At 72.0% G+C, this 20,537-nt stretch carries 20 protein-coding genes, 2 pseudogenes and 1 riboswitch; of the genes and pseudogenes, 14 read left to right on the top strand and 8 right to left on the bottom strand.

The annotated features are described in order from the left end of the window. Nucleotides 1–72 precede the first annotated feature (72 nt). Both Athai_RS13200 and Athai_RS13195 read right to left on the bottom strand, forming a co-directional pair. A complete protein-coding gene (locus tag Athai_RS13200) occupies nt 73–864 on the bottom strand; it encodes a methyltransferase domain-containing protein (protein WP_203965628.1) in 792 nt (263 codons plus the stop codon). 69 nt (nt 865–933) lie between these two features. Then, a complete protein-coding gene (locus tag Athai_RS13195; protein WP_275422434.1) occupies nt 934–1,218 on the bottom strand; it encodes a DUF4396 domain-containing protein in 285 nt (94 codons plus the stop codon). A gap of 125 nt (nt 1,219–1,343) precedes the next feature. On the opposite strand from Athai_RS13195, the gene Athai_RS13190 reads away from it, so the two are divergent. Next, nucleotides 1,344–1,931 carry a TetR/AcrR family transcriptional regulator gene (locus Athai_RS13190; RefSeq protein WP_203961762.1) on the top strand — a complete coding sequence of 196 codons (588 nt, stop codon included), beginning with the start codon at nt 1,344–1,346 and terminating at the stop codon, nt 1,929–1,931. A 48-nt stretch (nt 1,932–1,979) separates the two neighbouring features. After that, a complete protein-coding gene (locus Athai_RS13185) occupies nt 1,980–2,885 on the top strand; it encodes an alpha/beta hydrolase (RefSeq protein WP_203961761.1) in 906 nt (301 codons plus the stop codon). Nucleotides 2,886–2,901: 16 nt separating this feature from the next. Here the strand turns inward: Athai_RS13185 and Athai_RS13180 are convergent, their stop codons facing one another. Further along, the gene (locus Athai_RS13180) at nt 2,902–3,669 is read right to left on the bottom strand and encodes an SDR family oxidoreductase (protein WP_239156906.1); all 768 of its coding nucleotides are present in this window, start codon (nt 3,667–3,669) and stop codon (nt 2,902–2,904) included. A 55-nt stretch (nt 3,670–3,724) separates the two neighbouring features. Here Athai_RS13180 and Athai_RS13175 point away from each other — a divergent pair, with 55 nt between their 5' ends. After that, the gene (locus Athai_RS13175; protein WP_203961760.1) at nt 3,725–4,321 is read left to right on the top strand and encodes a TetR/AcrR family transcriptional regulator; all 597 of its coding nucleotides are present in this window, start codon (nt 3,725–3,727) and stop codon (nt 4,319–4,321) included. Between the two features lie 9 nt (nt 4,322–4,330). On the opposite strand, the gene Athai_RS13170 is transcribed toward Athai_RS13175, so the two are convergent. Next, nucleotides 4,331–4,693: a VOC family protein gene (locus Athai_RS13170; RefSeq protein ID WP_203961759.1), complete on the bottom strand. Its 363-nt coding sequence runs from the start codon at nt 4,691–4,693 to the stop codon at nt 4,331–4,333. A 194-nt stretch (nt 4,694–4,887) separates the two neighbouring features. Between Athai_RS13170 and Athai_RS13165 the strand changes: the two genes are divergently transcribed. The 6 genes from Athai_RS13165 to Athai_RS13140 all read left to right on the top strand — a co-directional run bounded on the left by Athai_RS13165 (nt 4,888) and on the right by Athai_RS13140 (nt 10,642). Further along, complete coding sequence (locus Athai_RS13165; RefSeq protein ID WP_203961758.1) at nt 4,888–6,162, top strand: ABC transporter substrate-binding protein; 1,275 nt, start codon at nt 4,888–4,890, stop codon at nt 6,160–6,162. After that, nucleotides 6,159–7,118 (top strand): carbohydrate ABC transporter permease, encoded by a 960-nt coding sequence (locus tag Athai_RS13160; RefSeq protein ID WP_239156905.1) that lies wholly within the window; start codon nt 6,159–6,161, stop codon nt 7,116–7,118. The genes Athai_RS13165 and Athai_RS13160 overlap by 4 nt, the downstream gene beginning before the upstream one ends. A gap of 56 nt (nt 7,119–7,174) precedes the next feature. Next, nucleotides 7,175–8,038: a carbohydrate ABC transporter permease gene (locus tag Athai_RS13155; protein ID WP_203961757.1), complete on the top strand. Its 864-nt coding sequence runs from the start codon at nt 7,175–7,177 to the stop codon at nt 8,036–8,038. A gap of 180 nt (nt 8,039–8,218) precedes the next feature. Further along, the gene (locus Athai_RS13150; protein ID WP_203961756.1) at nt 8,219–8,638 is read left to right on the top strand and encodes a hypothetical protein; all 420 of its coding nucleotides are present in this window, start codon (nt 8,219–8,221) and stop codon (nt 8,636–8,638) included. 94 nt (nt 8,639–8,732) lie between these two features. Next, entirely contained in the window at nt 8,733–9,995 is a 1,263-nt protein-coding gene (locus Athai_RS13145; RefSeq protein ID WP_239156904.1) for a sensor histidine kinase, read from the top strand. After that, nucleotides 9,992–10,642, top strand: a complete 651-nt coding sequence (locus Athai_RS13140) for a response regulator (RefSeq protein ID WP_203961755.1) — start codon at nt 9,992–9,994, stop codon at nt 10,640–10,642. Before Athai_RS13145 ends, Athai_RS13140 begins: the two co-directional genes overlap by 4 nt. Nucleotides 10,643–10,685: 43 nt before the next feature. On the opposite strand, the gene Athai_RS13135 is transcribed toward Athai_RS13140, so the two are convergent. The 3 genes and pseudogenes from Athai_RS13135 to Athai_RS13125 all read right to left on the bottom strand — a co-directional run bounded on the left by Athai_RS13135 (nt 10,686) and on the right by Athai_RS13125 (nt 15,801). Then, nucleotides 10,686–12,656, bottom strand: a complete 1,971-nt coding sequence (locus Athai_RS13135) for an ABC transporter ATP-binding protein (protein ID WP_203961754.1) — start codon at nt 12,654–12,656, stop codon at nt 10,686–10,688. After that, nucleotides 12,653–14,382, bottom strand: a pseudogene (locus Athai_RS13130) (ABC transporter ATP-binding protein). Before Athai_RS13130 ends, Athai_RS13135 begins: the two are co-directional and overlap by 4 nt. Before the next feature lie 228 nt (nt 14,383–14,610). Then, complete coding sequence (locus tag Athai_RS13125) at nt 14,611–15,801, bottom strand: MalY/PatB family protein (protein WP_239156903.1); 1,191 nt, start codon at nt 15,799–15,801, stop codon at nt 14,611–14,613. Between the two features lie 272 nt (nt 15,802–16,073). Beyond that, nucleotides 16,074–16,154, top strand: a riboswitch (ZMP/ZTP riboswitch). A gap of 31 nt (nt 16,155–16,185) precedes the next feature. Between Athai_RS13125 and Athai_RS35090 the strand changes: the two genes are divergently transcribed. Continuing rightward, nucleotides 16,186–16,326 (top strand): hypothetical protein, encoded by a 141-nt coding sequence (locus Athai_RS35090; protein ID WP_338028136.1) that lies wholly within the window; start codon nt 16,186–16,188, stop codon nt 16,324–16,326. Next, nucleotides 16,299–17,435 carry a serine hydroxymethyltransferase gene (locus Athai_RS13120; protein WP_338028135.1) on the top strand — a complete coding sequence of 379 codons (1,137 nt, stop codon included), beginning with the start codon at nt 16,299–16,301 and terminating at the stop codon, nt 17,433–17,435. Before Athai_RS35090 ends, Athai_RS13120 begins: the two co-directional genes overlap by 28 nt. A gap of 24 nt (nt 17,436–17,459) precedes the next feature. On the opposite strand, the pseudogene Athai_RS13115 reads toward Athai_RS13120, so the two are convergent. Continuing rightward, nucleotides 17,460–18,745 (bottom strand): annotated as a pseudogene (locus Athai_RS13115) (ABC transporter ATP-binding protein). A 173-nt stretch (nt 18,746–18,918) separates the two neighbouring features. Here Athai_RS13115 and Athai_RS13110 point away from each other — a divergent pair. The 3 genes from Athai_RS13110 to Athai_RS34775 all read left to right on the top strand — a co-directional run bounded on the left by Athai_RS13110 (nt 18,919) and on the right by Athai_RS34775 (nt 20,401). Next, nucleotides 18,919–19,608 carry a YaaA family protein gene (locus Athai_RS13110; RefSeq protein ID WP_203961752.1) on the top strand — a complete coding sequence of 230 codons (690 nt, stop codon included), beginning with the start codon at nt 18,919–18,921 and terminating at the stop codon, nt 19,606–19,608. 134 nt (nt 19,609–19,742) lie between these two features. Continuing rightward, nucleotides 19,743–20,078, top strand: coding sequence for a rhodanese-like domain-containing protein (locus Athai_RS13105; RefSeq protein ID WP_203965619.1), 336 nt, complete (start codon nt 19,743–19,745; stop codon nt 20,076–20,078). 200 nt (nt 20,079–20,278) lie between these two features. Then, nucleotides 20,279–20,401, top strand: a complete 123-nt coding sequence (locus Athai_RS34775; protein WP_275422430.1) for a hypothetical protein — start codon at nt 20,279–20,281, stop codon at nt 20,399–20,401. The last annotated feature ends 136 nt before the right edge of the window (nt 20,402–20,537 follow it).

The raw sequence follows: 20,537 nt of genomic DNA, 5'->3' as shown, positions 1-20,537 counted from the left end.
CCGGGTGGGCGGACCTGAGCCGGACGGGCCGGTCCCGGGCGGCCGGCCCGGGCAGCCCGGAGCGACCGAAACTCAGGCGCGGCAGCGGATCTCGCCGTGCAGCAGGCTCAGCCAGCCGTCCTCGTCGTCGGCCCAGGCACGCCACGCGGCGGCAACCCGGTCCAGGTCGGCACGGGTCGCGGCGCCCGACTCGACCAACTGCCGGGCCAGGTCGGAGGCGACGATGCGCTCGGCCCACATGCCGCCCCAGTACTCCCGGTCCGCCCGGGTGGCGTGGCACCAGACGCTGGCGCTCGGAGTGATGTCGGTGAATCCGGCCTGCCGGGCCCAGGCCAGCAGCCGCCGCCCGGCATCCGGCTCACCGCCGTTGGCCCGGGCCGCCGATCGGTACAGTGCAAGCCATTCGTCCAGCTCGGGCAGCTGCGGGTACCAGGTGAAGGCGGCGTAGTCGCCGTCGCGAGCGGCCACGGTGCCGCCGGGCCGGCACACCCGACGCATCTCGCACAGCGCCAGCACCGGATCGGCGACGTGTTGCAGCACCTGGTGCGCGTGGACCACGTCGAAACTGTCGTCGCCGAAGCGCAGGTGGTGCACGTCGTCCACGACGAAGTCGACGTTGTCCAGGCCGCGCCGGCCGACCTCGGCCCGGGCCAGGTCGAGCGCCGGGCCGGTCCGCTCCAGCGCGGTGACCCGGCCCGGCGCGACCAGCTCGGCGAGGTCGGCGGTGATCGTGCCGGGCCCGCACCCGACGTCCAGCACCGACATGCCCGCGGACAGGTCCGGCAGCAGGTAGCCGGCCGAGTTCGCCGCCGTCCGCCACCGGTGTGACCGCAGCACCGACTCGTGGTGCCCATGGGTGTACACGTTGCTCGTCATGCCTCGACCGTAACCAGGTGTCTCGTTATTCGGAACGACAATCTCATATTTCAAGAATCAGTGACCGTGCCCGTGGTGGTACCGGTGAGCGACGGCGTGGCCACGTCCCCGCGAGATCAGCCACCGGTTGACCGGCGTCGCCGCCACGAGCGCGAGCGCCAGCGCGATCAGCAGCGACGACCAGAACAGCACCGAGCCGAGCCCGGCGACCATCGCGCCGGGGATCGCCAGCACGGTGAGGTTGTCGATGATCTCCATCACCACGATCGACACGGTGTCGGCGGCGAGCGCGATGCGCAGCGCGGCGCCGAGCCCCAGGCCGGCGCGCACCATGCCGCGCACGGTCAGCGCGTACCTTCGCGAACGCAGCAGCGACCCGCCGGACGTACGCGAACGCCGGTATCGGCCCGGCCGACCGTGGCACCACGCGCCTGGACAGACCCGTACGGTCGTGCGATTCTGTGCAGATGACCAAGGGCGCGCAGACCCGGGAGGCGATCGTCGACACGGCGGTGGCACTCGCCTTCCGCGTCGGCCTGGGCGGGCTGACCATCGGCGAGCTCGCCCGGGCCCAGCAGATGTCCAAGAGCGGGCTGTTCGCGCACTTCCGGTCGAAGGAGTCGCTGCAGCTCGCCGCGCTGGCCCGGGCCCGCGAGACGTTCATCGACCTGGTCGTGCGGCCGGCACTGACCGCGCCGCGCGGCCTGCCCCGGATCCGCGAACTGTTCGAGCGCTGGCTCGCCTGCGGCCGGGACGGCGTCCCCGGCGGATGCCTGTTCGTCAAGGCGGCCACCGAGTTCGACGGCCAGCCCGGTGCGCTGCGCGACCAGCTCGCGCAGGACCACCAGGACCTGTTCGACACGATCGGCCAGGTCTGTCGCAGCGGGATCTCGGTCCAGCAGGTGCGCCCCGACGTCGATGCCGACCAGTTCGCCCACGACCTGTACGGCGTGCTGCTGGTCTTCTACCTGACGCACCGGCTGCTCGCCGATCCGGCGGCCGAAACCCATGCCCGGGCCTCGTTCGAGGCGCTACTCGCCGACATCGCCACCTGACGGCTCGACCGCGGACGACGACCGAGCCACAGCCATGAAGGAGCACCCGTGACCACGACCACTGGCTCGCCAGAAAAAAGCACGATCGTTCGTATGAAGATCGGCCCGCGCATGCGCGCGATCCGGCTCGCGTTCGGCGCCGCGGAGCGGCTCGTCCCGGCACTCGGCGGCCGGCGGGCGGCGCTGCTGTGGTGCACCCCGCCGGCCGGCCGGGGGCGCCGGCGGGACGACCGGCCGGCCCTACCGAGCCGGCACGACGTCCTGCGCACCGGCCGCGGGCAGCGCATCGCGGTCGAGTCGTGGGGGCCGGAACGGGCGGCACCGGTCTATCTCGTACACGGGTGGGGCGGCTGGCGCGGCCAGCTCGGTGCGTACGTCGAGCCGCTGGTCACCGCCGGCCACCGGGTCGTGGCATTCGACAGCCCGGGCCACGGCGATTCCGGACCGGGGGCGCTCGGCCCGCGTCGCGTCACCGCAGCAGAGATGGTCGACGCGCTGGCCGCCGTGGTGGCCGAGCTGGGCCCACCGGCCGGCGTCCTGGCCCATTCTCTCGGCTGCGCCACGTCGCTGGTGGCCCTGTCGGACGGCATGGCACCGGCGCCACTGGCGTTCGTCGCGCCGGCCGCCGATCCGCTCGGCCGGCTCGGCGAGTTCACCGCAGCCATCGGCGCCGGCAGCCGGGTCGAGGCGGCGCTGCGCCGCCGCCTGACGACGCTGGCCGGGCGGCCGCTGGCCGACTTCGACGTCGCGGCGGCGTCCGCACCGCCGCACTGCCCACCGATGCTCGTGGTGCATGACCGGCAGGACCGAGAGGTGCCCTTCGAGCAGGGTCGGCGACTCGCCGACCGGTGGCCCGCCGGCGCGCTGATGGTCACCGACGGTCTCGGCCATCAGCGGATCCTGCGGGACACCGCGGTGATCGCCCGAGTCACCGCGTTCCTCTCCGGCCGGTGACGCGAAGGCCGACGGGTCAGGCCATCCCGCCGTTGGCGTAGAGCACCTGTCCGTTGATCCAGCGCCCCGGGCCGGCGAGGAACGCGACGAGCTCGGCGATGTCCTCCGGCGTGCCCAGCCGGCCGAACGGGTTGGCGCCGGCGATCTGGTCGATCAGTTGCTGCGGCTTGCCCTCGAAGAACAGCGGCGTGGCGGTCGGCCCGGGCGCGACCGCGTTGACCGTCACGTCCCGACCGGCGAGCTCCCGGGCAAGGATGAGCGTCAGCGCTTCCACGGCGCCCTTGGACGCGGCGTACGCGGCGTAGCCGGGGGTCTGCAACCTGGTGATCGAGGTGGAGAAGTTGACGATCGCCCCACCGGACCGGAGCCGCCGCGCCGCGAGCTGGTCGACGACCATCGTGCCGCGCACGTTGGTGCGCTGGACCCGGTCGAAGACGTCGAGATCGAGCTGCTCGACCGGAGCGAGCGGCATGATGCCGGCCGTGTGCACCAGCACGTCGAGCCCGCCGAACCGCTGCTGCGCGCGGTCGAACAGGGCGGTCATGGCCGCCTCGTCGGCGATGTCGCCGCCGTCTGCGACCGCGGTGCCGCCGGCCTCGGTGATCGCCTGAACCACCTGTTCGGCCGGCGCCCGGTGGTGGGCGTAGTGCACCACCACCGCCATCCCGTCGGCGGCCAGCCGGGCCGCGGTCGCCCGGCCGATGCCGCCGGACCCACCGGTCACGATCGCCACCCGCTGCGCTGTCTGCATGATCGCCTCCACTGTTGTGGACTGTTCGTCCATTAATTTGAATGTAGACGCGCCGTCCATATACTGCAAGCACAGTGAGGGAGACGACATGAGCGACCAGGCAGCACTGCGACCGGGCCGGGGTCGCCGGCCCGCCGCCGCGGTACGACGAGCGGTCCTCGCCGCCGCCGGTGAACTGCTGTTCGAGCACGGGCTCGGCGCGGTGACGTTCGAGAAGGTCGCCGCGCGGGCCGGCGCCAGCAAGATGACCCTGTACAAATGGTGGCCGTCGCCCGGCGCGCTCGCCCTCGACGGGTACTTCGCGGCCGTCGAGGACACGTTGGCGTTCCCCAACACCGGCGAGATCGAGCGCGACCTCACCAGCCAGCTGCACGCGTTCGTGCGGCTGCTCACCGAGCGACCCGCCGGCCGGGTCATCGCCGAGCTGGTCGGCGCCGCGCAGGCCGACCCGGAGCTCGCCGGCGCGATCGCCAGCCGGCACACCCGGCCCCGCCGGGCGCTCGCGGTCGACCGGATCGGCCGCGCGCAACGGGCCGGCCAGGTCCGCGCCGAGGTCGACCCGGAGGTACTCGTGGACCAGCTCTGGGGCGCCTGCTATCACCGGCTGCTGCTGCCGGACCAGCCGATCGACACCGCCTTCGCCGATGCCCTGGTGCGCAACCTGTTGGCCGGCATCCGCCCCTGAGCGACCGGCTCAGGCCGGTTCCTGGTAGAGACCGATCAGGTTGCCGGCCGGGTCGGTACAGCGGGCGGTGATCTCGGGCGCGTCCGCGCCGATCGGCTGCACCAGCCGGCCGCCGTGCGCGACGACCGCCTCGATCGTGTCCGCGACGCTGTCGACCATCACGTACACGAGCAGGCCGGCCCGCGTCGACGGCGGGCGCCCGGTCACCCAGGTCCCGCTGACCTCGCCGGTCGCGTCGTCGAACGCGGTCGCGCCGTCCTGCCGGGTGCGCAGCCGCCAGCCGAACACGGCACGGTAGAACTCGGCCGACTCGGCCACCCGGACCGCCGGTATCTCCAGGTAGCAGATCTTCCCGTTGCCCAACGTCGGCATCGACACCACCTCCACGTCGCTGCCAGTATCGGCGCACCGGGCCGCCGGTACCCGCGGAACGCACCCGCAGTGGCACGCCGGGCCCGCATCGAGGATCGGTAACGCCCGGCGCGACACCGGCGTTCGTGTCGAATAATGTCCGGTGGTCGCCACCGTTCCGCCGTGGAGCGGTGGACACAGCGGAGGGGTGACCGATGCGGAAGCCGAACGGATTGTCAAGGCGCGGCGTGCTGGCCGGTGCGGCGGGGCTGGCGGCCACCGGCGCGCTCGCCGCGTGCGGCTCCAACACCGGTCGTGGCTCCTCGGGCGGCGGCTCCGGCCCGGCCATCTCGCAGTGGTACCACCAGTACGGCGAGGCCGGCGTCGAGCAGGCGGTCAAGCGGTACGCCAAGGCGTACTCGAAGGCCGACGTGCAGGTGCAGTGGACCGCCGGCGACTACGACACGAAACTGGCGACCGCGCTGGTGGGCAGCGGCGGGCCGGACGTGTTCGAGCAGTCGGTGGCCAAGGTCGACCAGGTCCGGGCGCACCAGCTGGCCGATCTGACCGAGCTGTTCGGCGCCGCGAAGGACGACTTCACCCCGGCGGTGCTGGACGCGCAGACCGTCGACGGGAAGATCTACGGCATCCCGCAGGCGATCGACATGCAGATGCTGTTCTACCGCAAGAGCTGGCTGGACAAGGCCGGCGTCTCGGTGCCGACCACGCTGGCGGAGCTGGCCGGTGCGGCGAAGAAGCTGACGAACAAGAAGGTCAAGGGTCTGTTCCTGGGCAACGACGGCGGCGCCGGCGTGCTCGGTGCGGTACCGCTGTGGTCGATCGGGCAGAGCTACCTGTCCGACGACCAGCGCAAGGTCGGGTTCGACGCGGCCACCGCGGCGCCGGTGTTCGCCGCGCTGCGGAAGATGTACAGCTCGGGCAGCCTGCTCCTCGGTGCGCCGGCCGACTGGTCCGACCCGTCGGCGTTCACCCAGGGACTGACCGCGATGCAGTGGTCCGGGCTGTGGGCGGTACCGGTGGTGGCCAAGGCGCTGGGCGACGACTTCGGGGTGGTGGCGTGGCCCAAGGGCGACGCCAGCGGGAAGCTCTCGGTGCCGATCGGGGCGTACGCCTCGACGGTCAACGCCAAGAGCAAGCAGGTCGACGCCGCGAAGGCGTTCGCGAAGTGGCTCTGGATCGACAAGACCGACTACCAGCGCGACTTCGACCTGTCCTACGGGTTCCACATCCCGGCCCGCAAGTCCATCGCGGCGAAGGCCGACAAGCTGTCCACCGGTGCCGGCAAGGCCGCCGTCGACCTGGTGCAGCAGTACGGCAAGGTGCAGGCGACGCCCGGCTGGACCGCACCGATGAACACCGCCTACACCGACGCGCTGAACAACATCATCCGCAAGGGCTCGCACCCGGAGAGCGAGCTGAAGACCGCGATCGGCAAGATCGATCACCAGCTGAACACGCTGTACAAGTGACCAGTCGCGACGTGGTCGACCGGCCGGCGCCGGTGGCCGACCGGCGCCGGTCGAAGCGGCACGGCAGGCAGCGCACCTGGCCGGCGTTCTGGGTCTTCGTCGGGCCGTTCCTGGCCGGCCTGATCCTGTTCACGTTCGTCCCGATCGTGTGGAGTGCCGTTCTCAGCTTCTTCGACGCGCACAACACGGTCACCCCGACGACGTTCGTCGGGCTGGCCAACTACGTCGACATGCTGACCAACTCCGACTTCCTGGCGAGCCTGGGTACCTTCAGCGTGTTCGCGGTGTTCATCGTGCCCACCACGGTGGCGATCTCGCTCGGCCTGGCGCTGCTGGTGCACCGGCTGCGGTTCGCCCGGGCGTTCTTCCGCTCGGTGTTCTTCCTGCCGGCCGCCTGCTCGTACGTGGTGGCCGCGCTGATCTGGAAACTGTCGATCTTCAACGGGGTCCGGTTCGGGTTGGCCAACACGCTGCTCGGGCTGTTCGGCATCGACCAGGTGCCGTGGCTGTCGTCGGCCAGCCCACCCTGGTACTGGGTGGCGCTGGTGACGCTGCGGCTGTGGCTGCAGGTCGGCTTCTACATGGTGCTGTTCCTCGCCGGCCTGCAACGCATCCCCGGCGAGCTGTACGAGGCGGCGTACGTGGACGGCGCGAGACCGGGCTGGCAGGTGTTCCGGTACATCACGCTGCCGCAGCTGCGGGCCACCACGGTGGCGGTGGTGCTGCTCAACCTGATCGCCGCGTACCAGGCGTTCGACGAGTTCTACAACCTGATGAGCTCGGCCCGCGGGTACCCGCCGTTCGCCCGGCCGCCCCTGGTCTACCTGTACTTCACCGCGCTCGGTCAGGGGCAGGACTTCGGCCACGGCAGTGCGGGTGCGGTGATCCTCGCGCTGCTGATCGGGATCGTGACGGTGCTGCAGGCCAGGCTGTTCGGCTTCGGCCGGCGCGACTGACACCCGCGTCGCGGGAAACCGGACCCGCGGTCGACGCAACGGGCAGGGAGGGAACGATGGACGGTCCACACGCGGTCGGGTACGCGCGCAGCGCCCGTGGTCGCATCGGCGCGGTCGCCCGGTACTCGGCGCTGGTGGTCGCGGCGCTGCTGTTCCTGCTGCCGTTCTACCTGTTGGTGCGCAACGGGCTCGCCACCGACGCCGAGATCACCGCACCGAACTGGACGTTCTTCCCGACCACCCTGCACTGGGGCAACATCGGCGAGCTGTTCGCCGACCCGTCGGTACCGATGGCGCACGCGCTGCTCAACTCGGTGCTGGTCAGCGTGCTGCAGACGATCGGCCAGGTCGTGCTGTCCTCGATGGCCGGGTACGGCCTCGCCCGCATCCCGTTCCGCTACTCGAACTGGGTGCTCGCGGCGATCGTCGCCACGCTGATGATCCCGGCCGCGGTCACCTTCGTCCCCACCTTCGTGGTGGTCTCGTCGCTGGGCTGGGTCTCGACGCTGCGCGGGCTGATCGTGCCGGGCCTGTTCAGCGGGTTCACCGCGTTCCTGTTCCGGCAGTACTTCCTGAGCTTCCCGAAGGAGCTGGAGGAGGCGGCGCGGGTGGACGGGCTGGGACACTGGGGCGCCTACTGGCGCATCGTGGTGCCCAACTCGACCGGCTTCATCGCCGCGATCGGCGTCATCACGTTCCTCGGCTCGTGGAACGCGTTCCTGTGGCCGCTGGTGATCGGGCAGGACTCGTCGTCGTGGACCGTCCAGGTGGCGCTGTCGTCGTTCCTGACCGCCCAGACGATCAACCTGCACGAGCTGTTCGTCGCGGCCGCCGTGTCGATCCTGCCGCTGCTGCTGGTGTTCGTGTTCCTGCAGCGGTACCTGGTACAGGGCGTCGCCGAGTCCGGCATCAAGGGATGAACCGGCCGATCGACCGCATCTCGATCAGCCGATCGGTGGGGTGTCCCCGCCGATCGGCGGGGCCGGCGGATCCGCCGCGGCACCGGCTTTCCGGGCGGCTTCGGCCGATGTGACCGGGCGGTCGCGCTGCGAGCCTGGTGGTGTCCGAGATCGAGGCGCCAACAGGGAGAAGGATTCACCATGGACACCCCACGAGTGGGCACCGACCGGGCCAGCGCCAGCACCGCGCTCCGGACCGCCCGCACGTTCGTCGGCACGTACCTGACGGTCAGCGCGCTCGCGGTCGCCGCCCTCGTGTCGCTGCACGGCCACCCCACGCTGGTCACCGACGCGTCGTGGGTCCGGGCCAGCATCGTCCTGGTCACCGCCGTACTGATGTTCCTGTTCGCCCGCGGCGCGGTCCGCGGATCGCGCCGGGCCTGGCTGCGGCTGCGGATCGTCTCCGCGGTGATGCTCGTCGCGATCGCGGTGATCGTGTCGCTGCCCGGCTTCCTGCCGCTCTGGCTGCGCCTGGAACAGGGCCTGTGCGGGCTGCTGCTGCTGGCCGTGGTCGTACTCGTCAACGGCCGCGGAGTGCGCAGCGCGTTCGCGGCGGACTGACCATGGCCGCGCCACGCGCCACCAGCGCCCTCGACGTCACCGGCAAGGCCGGCGGTCCGGTTAGATTGGCCACCGGGGACGTCGAGGGGGCACCGTGGTCGCTACCTGGGCACGATCCCGGCTGGCCGGCCGGGCGGGCGGGTCGCCGGTGCTCACCCTGCTGCCCTACCTGCTGCTGGCGGTCCTGGCCGCCATCACCGTCCCGATCGCGCACTCCAACGGGCGCTCACCGCTCGTCGAGCTGGTTCTCGCCGCGGTGCTGGCCGGCTGGATGCTGGGCCTGTTCACCCTGCACCCCGGCTGGCGGGACCGGCCGGTGGTGATGGCCGTCTTCGTCGCCGGGGTGGCGGCGCTGACCATGGTGCTGGTGCTGCGCGCCCCCTGGTTCGGCTTCTTCGCGCCGGCCGGCTACGTGTACGCCTACCGCCTGGTGCGCTGGCCCGGCCAGCTCGCCGCGGTGGCCGCGATCGCGGTGGTCGCCGGTACGGCCCAGGCCTACGCGGTGCCGCGCGACGACGCCGCCGGGATCGCCACCTACGCCGCGATCCTCGTGGCCAACGCACTGCCGATGTGCGGCTACGCCTGGCTGCGGCAGAACCTCGACCGCCAGGACCGGCAGCGCCGGCAGGCGCTGGCCGAGGTCAGCGCGGCCAACGAGCGGCTCGCGGCGAGCCTCGCGGACAACGCGGCGCTGCACCGCCAGCTGCTCGACCAGGCCCACCAGGCCGGCGTCGCCGCCGAACGGCAGCGGCTGGCCCGGGAGATCCACGACACCATGGCGCAGGGCCTGACCGGCATCGTCACCCAACTCCAGGCCGCCGAGCAGGCGGCCGACGACCCGGGCCGGTGGCGCCGGCACTTCGCCGCGGCGACCGCACTCGCCCGGGAGAGCCTGACCGAGGCCCGCCGCTCGGTGCACGAGCTGCGACCCGAGCCGCTGGAGACCGGCCGGCTGTCCGAGGCGCTGGCCGAGGTCGCGCGGCGCTGGTCGGCGCGCAGCGGGATCGACGCCCAGGCCACCACCACCGGTACGGTCCGGCCGATGGCCACCGACGCCGAGGTGGCGCTGCTGCGGGTGGCGCAGGAGGCGCTCGCCAACGTCGCCAAGCACGCCGGCGCCGGGCGGGTCGGGGTCACCCTGTCCTACCTCGCACACGAGGTGGCGCTGGACGTCCGCGACGACGGGCGCGGGTTCGACCCCGCCGCACCGGCGGCACGGCGTAGCGACGGCGGTTTCGGCCTGATCGCGATGCGGCAGCGGATCGAGGCGCTGGCCGGTGGCCTCACCGTGGAGTCCGAACCCGGCCTCGGTACCACCGTCAGCGCACGGATCCCGACCCCGGAGGCGGACGCATGACAGATCCGGTACGGCTGCTGATCGCCGACGATCATCCCGTCGTCCGGGACGGGCTGAGTGGCATGTTCGCCGCCGACCCCGGGTTCGAGGTGGTCGGCGAGGCGTCCGACGGCGCCGAGGCGGTGCGCCGGGCGGAGGCGCTGCGGCCCGACGTGATCCTGCTCGACCTGCGGATGCCCGGGATGGACGGGGTCACCGCGATCGCCGAACTGGCCCGGCGCCACGTCGAGTCCCGGGTGCTGGTGCTCACCACCTACGACACCGACGGCTACGTGCTGCCGGCGATCGAGGCCGGCGCCACCGGCTACCTGCTCAAGGACGCGCCGCGGGACGAACTGCTGCACGCGGTCCGGGCGGCCGCGGCCGGCCGGTCGGTGCTCGCCCCGTCGGTCGCCTCCCGGCTGATGCACCGGGTGCGGACACCGGCGGCCGAGCCGCTGAGCCGGCGCGAGATCGAGGTACTGGAACTCGTCGCCGGCGGCACCACCAACCGGGAACTTGCGGCCCGGCTGTTCATCAGCGAGGCGACGGTCAAGAGCCACCTGCTGAACATCTACACCAAGCTCGGCGTCAACGACCGGGCCGCCGCGGTGGCCGAGGCGTTCCGCCGTGGCCTGCTGTCGGTGCACACCGACGACGATTCCTGATCGTGGCCGCTCGGCCCCGGTCGGGGTCGAGCGGCCACGCCGGTCAGACCGGGTCCGGATCGGTGACCGCCTCGGCGAACTGCGCGGCGTACAGCCGGGCGTACGCGCCGTCGGCGGCGACCAGCTGGTCGTGGGTGCCCTGCTCGACGATGTCGCCGTGCTCCATCACCAGGATCAGGTCCGCGTCCCGGATCGTCGACAGCCGGTGCGCGATGACGAAGCTGGTGCGACCCGAACGCAGCGCGGTCATGCCGCGCTGGATCAGCACCTCGGTACGGGTGTCCACCGAGCTGGTCGCCTCGTCCAGGACCAGGATCGTCGGCTCGGTGAGGAACGCCCGGGCGATCGTGAGCAGCTGCTTCTCGCCCGCGCTGACGTTGGAGCTCTCCTCGTCCAGCACCGTGTCGTACCCGTCCGGCAGGGTGCGCACGAACCGGTCGACGTGGGTGGCCTGAGCCGCCTCGACGATACGGTCCCGGGACACCCCGTCCACGCCGTAGCCGATGTTCTCGGCGATGGTGCCGCCGAACAACCAGGTGTCCTGCAGCACCATCCCGATCCGGCGGCGCAGCTCGTCCCGGGACATCGTCCGGGTGTCGACCCCGTCGAGGGTGATCCGGCCGGAGTTCACCTCGTAGAACCGCATCAGCAGGTTGACCAGGGTGGTCTTGCCCGCCCCGGTCGGGCCGACGATGGCCACCGTCTGCCCCGGCCGCACCGACAGCGACAGGTCGGAGATCAGCGGCTTGTCCTTGTCGTACGAGAAGGACACCTGCTCGAACGCGACCCGCCCGGTGATCTGCGCCGGGCGCTGCGGCTGCGCCGGGTCGGCGACCTGCTCGTCGGCGTCCAGCAGTTCGAAGACCCGCTCGGCGGAGGCCACCCCGGACTGCAGCAGGTTGGCCATCGCCGCCACCTGGGTGATCGGTTGGGTGAACTGCCGCGAGTACTGGATGAACGCCTGCACGTCGCCCAGCGACAGGTTGCCGGACGCGACCCGCAGGCCACCGATGACGGCGACCAGCACGTAGTTCAGGTTGCCGATGAACATCATCGCCGGCTGCATGATGCCGGAGATGAACTGCGCCTTGAACGCCGAGCCGTACAGCGCGTCGTTGTGCTCGGCGAAGGTGTCCGCCGCCTCCTTCTGCCGGCCGAACACCTTCACCAGCGCGTGCCCGGTGTACATCTCCTCGATGTGCGCGTTCAGCTTGCCGGTGCTCGCCCACTGCTTGAGGAACTGCGGCTGCGCCCGCTTGCCGATCACCATCGCGACCACCAGCGACACCGGCACGGTCACCAGCGCGACGACCGCGAGCAGCGGGGAGATGTACAGCATCATGACCAGCACGCCGACGATGGTCAGCAGCGAGGTGACCAGCTGGCTCAGCGCCTGCTGCAGGGTCTGCGAGATGTTGTCGATGTCGTTGGTGGTCCTCGACAGCACCTCACCGCGCGGCTGCGAGTCGAAGTAGCTCAACGGCAGCCGGGCCAGCTTCTCCTCGGTCATCTGCCGCATCCGGAACGCCAGCCGCTGCACCACCGTGGCGGTCAGCCGCCCCTGGCAGACCCCGAGCCCGGCGGCCACCGCGAACGCCACCGCGGCGAACAGCAGCACCCGGCCGACCGCGCCGAAGTCGATGCCCTGCCCCGGTACGAAGTGCATCGCCGCCAGCATGTCGGCGATCTTGCTGTCGCCCTTCGCCCGCAGACCGGCGATGACCTGCTGCTTGGTCACGGTGCTCGGGAACCGGCCGCCGACCACGCCGCTGAAGATCACGTCGGTGGCATGACCGAGGATCTTCGGCCCGATCACCTGCAGTGCCACGCTGACCAGCCCGAGCGCCAGGATGCCGAAGGCGCGAGCGCGGTCCGGCCGCATCATCCGGATCAGCCGCTTGCTGGAGGCGCCGAAGTGCATCGACTTCTCGACCGGCATCATGCCGCCGCCCATGGGCCCGTGCCCACCGCCAGCCGGCCGCCGGCGCGGAACCGCTCCCTCCCGCTCGCTCATGCTGCCTCCTGCTCGGTCAGCTGGGACAGCACGATCTCGCGGTACGTCTCGTTGCCGGCCATCAGCTCCTCGTGCGTGCCGGTACCGACGACACGGCCCTCGTCGAGCACGACGATGCGGTCGGCGTGCCGGATCGTCGCGACCCGCTGCGCCACGATCACCACCGTCGCCTCCCGGGTCTCGCCCGTCAGCGCGCCACGAAGAGCGGCGTCGGTGGCATAGTCCAGCGCCGAGAACGAGTCGTCGAACAGGTAGATCTCCGGCCGCTGGACGAGCATCCGGGCGATCGCGAGCCGCTGCCGCTGACCGCCGGAGACGTTCGAGCCGCCCTGCCCGATCGGCGCGTCCAAGCCCTCCTCCATCGCCGCCACGAAGTCGCGGGCCTGGGCCACCTCCAAGGCGTGCCAGAGCTCGTCGTCGGTCGCGGTCGGGTTGCCGTAACGCAGGTTGCTGCCCACCGTGCCGGCGAACAGGTGCGGCTTCTGCGGCACCAGGCCGACGGTGCGGGCGAGCAGTGCCGGGTCGAGCTGCCGGACGTCGACGCCGTCGATGAGCACCTGCCCCGGGTCGCGTCGAACAGCCGGGGTACCAGGTTGAGCAGGGTGGTCTTGCCGCTGCCGGTCGACCCGATGATCGCGGTGGTCTGGCCGGCGTGGGCGGTCAGGTCGATGCCGGACAGCACCGGCTGCTCGGCGCCCGGGTAGCCGAACTCGACGTTGCGCAGCTCCAACTCGCCGTGCACGGTCAGGTCGGTGACCGGGTCGGGCACCACGGTGACGCTGGTGTCGGTGTCGAGCACCTCCTCGATGCGCTCGGCGCACACCTCGGCGCGCGGCACCATGATGAACATGAACGTCGCCATCATCACCGACATCAGGATCTGCATCAGGTAGCTCAGGAACGCGGTGAGCGCACCGATCTCCATCCCGTGGCCGATGCGGTGCCCGCCGAACCACAGCACCGCGACGCTGGACAGGTTCATCACCAGCATCACCGCGGGGAACATGATCGCCATCAGCCGGCCGACCGCGAGCGAGACGTCCATCAGCTGGCCGTTGGCCTCGGCGAAGCGGCGCTGCTCGTACCCGTCCCGGACGAACGCGCGGATCACCCGGATGCCGGTGATCTGCTCGCGCATCACCCGGTTGACGGTGTCGATGCGCTTCTGCACGGTGCGAAACAGCGGGCGCAGCTGCCGGATCACCAGGGTCACCACGACCACCAGGACCGGAATGATCACCAGCAGCAGCGCCGACAGCGGCACGTCCTGGTTGAGGGCCATCAGGATGCCGCCCACACACATGATCGGTGCGGACACCATCAGGGTCAGGGAGATCACCACGAGCAGCTGCACCTGCTGCACGTCGTTGGTGGTACGGGTGATCAGCGACGGCGCGCCGAACTGGCCGACCTCGCGGACCGAGAAGGTCTGCACCCGATCGAAGATGCCGGCCCGGATGTCGCGGCCGACGCCCATCGCGGTCTTCGCGCCGAAGTAGACGGCGACCGCGGCGCACACGATCTGGACCAGCGCGACCCCCAGCATGATCCCGCCGTACCGCAGGATGTAGCCGGTGTCCCCCTTGATCACGCCGTTGTCGATGATGTCCGCGTTCAGCGTCGGCAGGTAGAGCGTCGCCAGTGTCTGGACGAACTGGAACAGCACCACCAGGACGATGGCCTTGGTGTGCGGGCGCAAGTAGACCCGCAGCAGTCTGAGAAGCACACCGACCTTCCCCGTAGTAGCCCTATCACGTTAGTCGGACGATATATCGTTAACTGGCCGGCCGGCAAGTCGACGGACCGAGAATAGCCGCCCGGAATGGCTGCCGCCCCGCCGGCGCAGCGGTCGAGCCTACGTGGACCCGAGCCGCACCGGCGACAGCTTTCTCCGCCACGGCCCGGTCACCGTAGCGTCCGCCGACGACACCGACCGGTACCTCGGCCGGACGGCTCAGATCGGCTGTGCCGGACCGGAACCGGCCGGCGCGTGCGCGGCCACCGCGGCGCCCATCCGGCGCACGATCTCGCGCAGGATCGGTTTCGAGGTCGCGAAGTTGAGCCGGACGAACCCGCGGCCGTCCGCGCCGAACGCGGCGCCGTCGTTGACCAGCACCCGCGCCTCTTCGGCGAAGAACGCGGCCGGGTCGGTGACACCCAGCCCGCGGCAGTCCAGCCAGGCGAGATAGGTGGCCTCCGGCGCCCGCCACCGCACCGCCGGCAGGTGCTCGGCCAGCAGTTCGGCCAGCAGCCGGCGGTTCCCGTCCAGGTAGGACACCGTGTCGGCCAGCCAGCCGGCGCCCGCCGAGTACGCGGCGAGGTTGGCGACGATGCCGTGGGTGCTCGCGCCGAGCGTCTGCACCAGCGCCAGCGAGTCCCAGCGCCGCGCGTCGGCCTCGCTGGTCAGCGCCACCTGGGCGCACTTGAGACCGGGCAGGTTCCAACCCTTCGAGGCCGACACCAGCGTCACCGAGTGGCCGGCAGCGGCCGGCGACACGCTCGCGTACGGCACGTGCCGGCCGCCCGGGTACACCAGCGGCGCGTGTACCTCGTCGGCGATCACCCGGGCGCCCGGGTGCGCCTGGACCACCTCCGCCAGGCCGCGCAGCTCGGCCGCGTCGAACGCACGCCCCAGCGGGTTGTGCGGGTTGCACACGATCAGGGTGCCCGCCCCGGCGGCGAAGCCCGCGTCGATCGCCGCCAGGTCGTAGCCGTGTCCCGCCGCCGTCTGGATCATCGGCACCGGCACGACCGTCCGCCCGCAGACCCGCGTCACCTCGAAGAACGGCGGGTACGCCGGCGTCGGTACCAGCACCGGGCGCTCCGGCGCGGAGTAGAGGCCGATGGCGAGCTCGATGCCGCGCAGCACGTCCGGCAGCAGACGGATCCGCTCCGCCGGTACGGCCAGTCCCCGCTCGGCGAGGACCGCGGCGGTAGCGGCCGGCAGACCGGTCGTCGCGTCCTCCGGCGGGTAGCCGGTGTAGCCACGGTCGACCGCGTCGCGCAACGCCGAGACGACCGCCGCCGCCGGCGGGTAGTCCATCTCGGCCACCCAGGCGGCCAGCACGTCGGGTTCCGGCCGGGTCCACTTGATGGACCCACGCCGGCGAAGCTCGTCGACCCGCAACGTGTCGTAGCTGTGCACGGTGCCCCTCCCCGCCGCCGATCGCGGCACGATCCGCCGGGCCGCCGCGGCGGCCACCACCACTGCCCCGCCGACGGTATCCGGCGACGGCGGGCCGGCGCGATGCGACGTGACGTACTCCCACCGGGCCCGATGCCGCCGAGGCATCCGCGATCTGCGAGCCGGTGCGCGGCCGGACCCGTTCGCGATCGCCGCCCAGCGCACCGCCTGGCGCCGACCCCGCCACGGGCGGGCGGCACCGGGCCGTCCCCGCCGGCGGCGGCGCACCTATGCTGGCGGTACGCGACTGGCGCGGCAAGGTGGGGCACCACCGGGGAGCGACGTCGGCCGCACCGCGCGCCTGGGTGTGGCAACCACGATCGTCCTGCCCTCCTGGAGGTGGCAATGTCCGCGTTGCACGACACCGATCCGCAGCTGGCCGGCCTGGTCGACGCCGAGCGGCGACGCCAGTTCGACGTGCTGCGGCTGATCCCGTCGGAGAACTACGTCTCCCCGCGGTGCTCGCCGCGACCGGCACGGTGCTGACCAACAAGTACTCCGAGGGGTACTCGCATCGTCGCTACTACGAGGGGCAGCAGGTCATCGACCAGGTCGAGGACCTGGCCGTCGAGCGGGCCCGGGAACTGTTCGGGGTCGAGCACGCCAACGTGCAGCCCTACTCCGGCTCGCCCGCGAACCTCGCCGTCTACCTGGCCTTCCTGAAGCCCGGCGATCCGGTGCTGGCGATGGGGCTGCCGGCCGGCGGGCACCTCACCCACGGCGCGCCACCGTCGGCGACCGGCCGGTGGTTCGACGCGGTGCACTACGGGGTCCGCCGGGACACCGGCCGCATCGATCTCGACGAGGTCCGTGACCTGGCCCGGCGGCACCGGCCGAAGCTGATCATCTGCGGCGGTACGGCGATCCCGCGCACCATCGACTTCGCCGCCTTCGGGGAGATCGCCCGGGAAGTGGGCGCGATCCTGCTCGCGGACATCGCGCACATCGCCGGGCTGGTCGTCGGCGGCGCCCACCCGAGTCCGGTGGGGCACGCCGACGTCATCTCCACCACCACGCACAAGACGCTGCGCGGCCCGCGCGGAGCGATGCTGCTGTCCACCGCCGAGCACGCGAAAGCGCTGGACAAGGCGGTCTTCCCGGGGCTGCAGGGCGGGCCGCACAACCACACCACCGCGGCGATCGCGGTGGCGCTGCGGGAGGCCGCGCAGCCCGACTTCGGGCAGTACGCGCACCGGATCGTGGCGAACGCGCAGGCACTGGCCACGGCGCTGACCGACCGCGGCTACCAGCTGGTGTCCGGCGGTACCGACAACCATTTGCTGCTGGTCGACCTGACCAACAAGGGCGTCACCGGCAAGGTGGCGGCGAGGGCGCTGGACGCCGCCGGGGTCGAGCTGAACTTCAACACCGTCCCGTTCGACCCGCGGCGGCCGTTCGACCCGTCCGGGATCCGGCTCGGCACCCCGGCGATCACCACCCGCGGCCTCGCCCCGCAGCACATGCCGCAGGTCGCCGAGTGGATCGACCGTACGGTACGGGCCGCGGCCGACGGCGACGAGTCCGGCCATGCCGACACCGCCGCCCAGGTCCGGGAGTTCCTCGCCGACTTCCCGATCTTCGGCGAGACCGCCTGAGCGGCCCGGCGCCTCGGCCGGCGATCAGCGCGGCAGAGTGCCGCGCGTGTTGATCCGCCGGCCGGTGCGGTCGAACACGTGCAGCTGCGACAGGTCGGCGCGCATCGGGACGATCTCGCCGACCTTGGGCGCCGCGTACGGCGGCAGCCGCAGCGCGAACTCCGCGACCTGCTGCTCGTGCCGGCCGGGGTCGGTCTCGGCGACCGGACCGGGATCGGGCGACGGCTCCGCCGAACCGCCGCGGCGCTGCCGCCACCACCGGCGCAGTGAACTCTCCACCGGCAGGACCGCCTCGTGCCCGGCGCCGGTCAGCTCGTCCAGGCCGGCGGCGGCACCGCCGACGTCCAGGTACGCGATCGTCTCGTGACCGAGGTGTTCGGCGTAGCGCACGATGCCGCGCAGCGTCCCCGCGCCGCCCGCGCCGACCGGCGTGACCGCCTCGGCCCGCAGCCCGACGATGACCTGTTCGCCGTGGTATCGCACCAGGTCGCGGACCCGCGGATCCGACCAGGGCAGCGCGATGTGCTGGTGACCGAGATCCAGCAGCAGCCGGTCGTCGAGGTAGGCGTACACCGTGGCCCACAGCAGGTTCATCCGCGGGGTGCCGAGGAACGCGGCGACGAACAGCGATTCGGGCGCCCGGTAGGCGCCGTTCGGGGTACTGAGCTGTTCGATCCGGCCGTCGCGCAGGATGGCGACCCGGTCGGCCATGGTCAGCGCCTCGGTCTGGTCGTGGGTGACGTAGATGGTGGTCACGCCGATGCCGCGGACCAGGCCGGAGATCTCCGCCCGCAGACCCTGGCGCAGCGCGCTGTCCAGGTTGGACAGCGGTTCGTCGAGCAGGAAGACCCGCGGCTCGCGGATGATCGCCCGGCCCATCGCCACCCGCTGCTTCTGGCCGCCGGACAGCTGCCCGGGCCGGCGGTCGAGGGTGTCGCCGACGCCGAGGGCGGCGGCGAGATCGGCGACCCGTTCGGTCACGGTCTCGGGAGCCTGCCGGGCCAGCTTGAGGGGAAGCCGAGGTTGCCGCGCACCGACATGTGCGGGTACAGGGCGAAGTCCTGGAACGCCATCGCGACCCGGCGCTCCCGCGGCGACCAGCGGTTGGCGATCTCCCCGTCGAACCGGATCACTCCGTCGGTCGGGTCCTCCAGCCCGGCCACCATCCGCAGGATGGTGGACTTGCCGCAGCCCGAGGGCCCGAGCAGCACCATCACCTCGCCGTCGGACACCGACAGGTCCAGTGCGTCGACCGCCACCGTTCCGCTCGGGAACGTCTTGGACACTGACTCAAGAGCCAGCGCTGTCATCGGGCCTCCAATACCGCATGGGTACGGCAAAAGCCGCCGAACATACTGTGGCCGCTCTCACAGCACATACAATCAGCCGAACGTGCAGAAGCGAAGTCGCCACTTGCGGTACGCAAGGTGCACGAATTGGGCGATGGCTCGGACACCCATCGTCGCCGGTAACGTCCAGTCCCGTGTTCGTGTTGTTGCCGCCCTCCGAGACCAAGGCGCCAGGCGGTCAGGGTGCCCCGTTACAGCTGACCCGGCTGTCGTTCCCGTCGCTGGGTCCGATCCGGTCCCGGGTCATCGCCGCGGTCCAGGCCGCCTCGACCGACGTCGACCTCGCCCGTACCGTCCTGCGGCTCTCCGCGCGGCAGGACGCCGAACTCGCCGCCAACCGGGCGCTGTGGCACTCCGCGACGACGCCGGCGCTGCTGCGCTACACCGGGGTGCTCTACGAGGCGCTCGACTACCCGTCGCTGCCGGCCGCCGACCGGCAGCGGGCACAGGAGCGGCTGGTCGTCGCGTCGGCCCTGTTCGGCGCGGTACGGGCCGGCGACGAGATCCCGGCGTACCGGCTCTCGGCGGGCATCCGGCTGCCCGGCCTCGGCTCGCTGCGATCGGTGTGGCGACCGGCGCTGACCGCCGCGCTCGCCGGCGGCCCCGTGCTGGACCTGCGCTCCTCGATGTACCAGGCGCTCGGCCCGCTGCCCGACGCGATCACCGTTCGGGTCGTCTCCCCCGACCGGACGGCCGGCTGGCGACCGTCAGCCACCACAACAAGGCGTACAAGGGGCGGCTCGCCCGGGCGGTGTGCGCCGCCGAGCGGCTGGACGGCATCGAGGACGTCATCCTCGCCGCGAAGACCGCCGACCTGGACGTGACCCGCACCGACGACAGCGAGCTGCAACTGCGTACCGAGATCGGCTGACCGGCCGAGCCGGCTGTCCGTTCGGTCCGGAAAAGTTCCCGACAACATCGGTGTCCAGCCCGCCCGGCTGGGTACGGTGGCCGTGTGATGCCACAACCCCCGAGCGTCCCCGCCATCGACGTCGACGCGGTCGCCGAGGACACGCTGATCCTCGATGTCCGCGAGCCGGACGAGTATGCCGCGGGACACATCGCCAACGCACTGCACATGCCGATGGGGTCCGTGCCGGAGCGGATCCCCGAGTTACCGGACGGCCAGCGCATCGTCGTGGTCTGCCGGTCCGGCGGCCGGTCCGCCCGGGTGACCAGCTACCTCCGGCAGGAGGGGTTGTCCGCGGTGAACCTGGACGGCGGGATGCGCGCCTGGATCGCCGCCGGGCGGCCGATGACCACCGACACCGGTGCCGAGCCGACCCTGATCTGACCACGTCGACGGACGCGACGCGAGCGGCGCACGCCGTGAACCGGCGTGCGCCGCTGGTGTCCTCGCCGAGGGCGGCGTGCGCCGCTGGTGTCCCGGCCGGACGATGGTCCCGGTGAACGGCCCGTGCCGCCGCGGCCCGGCTGGGTGACTCCGCCGCCACCGGCCTGCGCGGTGGCCGGCCGGAATGCGTTACTACCGGCATGATCTGTCTGGCCTGCCGCGAGCGCCGGCACCAGGACTGCAAGGGCCGCGCCTGGTGCGACTGCCAGCACCAGACCACGCCCCCACCGCGGGAACCGGCCACCGGCGCGCCCGGCGAGTGAGCCGGTGCGTACCGTCGCCGCAGCCCACGCCGTAGGATGGCCACGATGATCCGTGGCAGCCAGCGCAAACCGCGCCGGACCCGCGCCCAGGGGAGCTGAGCCAGCCCCCGCACGGCGGTCCGGCGTCCGGTGCTGC

Source organism: Actinocatenispora thailandica (assembly GCF_016865425.1).
Classification (GTDB): domain Bacteria; phylum Actinomycetota; class Actinomycetes; order Mycobacteriales; family Micromonosporaceae; genus Actinocatenispora; species Actinocatenispora thailandica.
The sequence above is the reverse complement of the archived record's forward strand: the minus strand, read 5'-3'. Positions and strand labels throughout refer to the sequence as shown.

Coding starts and splice junctions, on each gene's coding strand:
- Athai_RS13155 (WP_203961757.1), top strand. CDS start 7,175: ATGGACGGTCCACACGCGGTCGGGTACGCGCGCAGCGCCCGTGGTCGC.
- Athai_RS13140 (WP_203961755.1), top strand. CDS start 9,992: ATGACAGATCCGGTACGGCTGCTGATCGCCGACGATCATCCCGTCGTC.
- Athai_RS13170 (WP_203961759.1), bottom strand. CDS start 4,693: ATGCCGACGTTGGGCAACGGGAAGATCTGCTACCTGGAGATACCGGCG.
- Athai_RS34775 (WP_275422430.1), top strand. CDS start 20,279: ATGATCTGTCTGGCCTGCCGCGAGCGCCGGCACCAGGACTGCAAGGGC.
- Athai_RS13105 (WP_203965619.1), top strand. CDS start 19,743: ATGCCACAACCCCCGAGCGTCCCCGCCATCGACGTCGACGCGGTCGCC.
- Athai_RS13190 (WP_203961762.1), top strand. CDS start 1,344: ATGACCAAGGGCGCGCAGACCCGGGAGGCGATCGTCGACACGGCGGTG.
- Athai_RS13180 (WP_239156906.1), bottom strand. CDS start 3,669: ATGGACGAACAGTCCACAACAGTGGAGGCGATCATGCAGACAGCGCAG.
- Athai_RS13165 (WP_203961758.1), top strand. CDS start 4,888: ATGCGGAAGCCGAACGGATTGTCAAGGCGCGGCGTGCTGGCCGGTGCG.
- Athai_RS13135 (WP_203961754.1), bottom strand. CDS start 12,656: ATGAGCGAGCGGGAGGGAGCGGTTCCGCGCCGGCGGCCGGCTGGCGGT.
- Athai_RS35090 (WP_338028136.1), top strand. CDS start 16,186: ATGTCCGCGTTGCACGACACCGATCCGCAGCTGGCCGGCCTGGTCGAC.
- Athai_RS13175 (WP_203961760.1), top strand. CDS start 3,725: ATGAGCGACCAGGCAGCACTGCGACCGGGCCGGGGTCGCCGGCCCGCC.
- Athai_RS13150 (WP_203961756.1), top strand. CDS start 8,219: ATGGACACCCCACGAGTGGGCACCGACCGGGCCAGCGCCAGCACCGCG.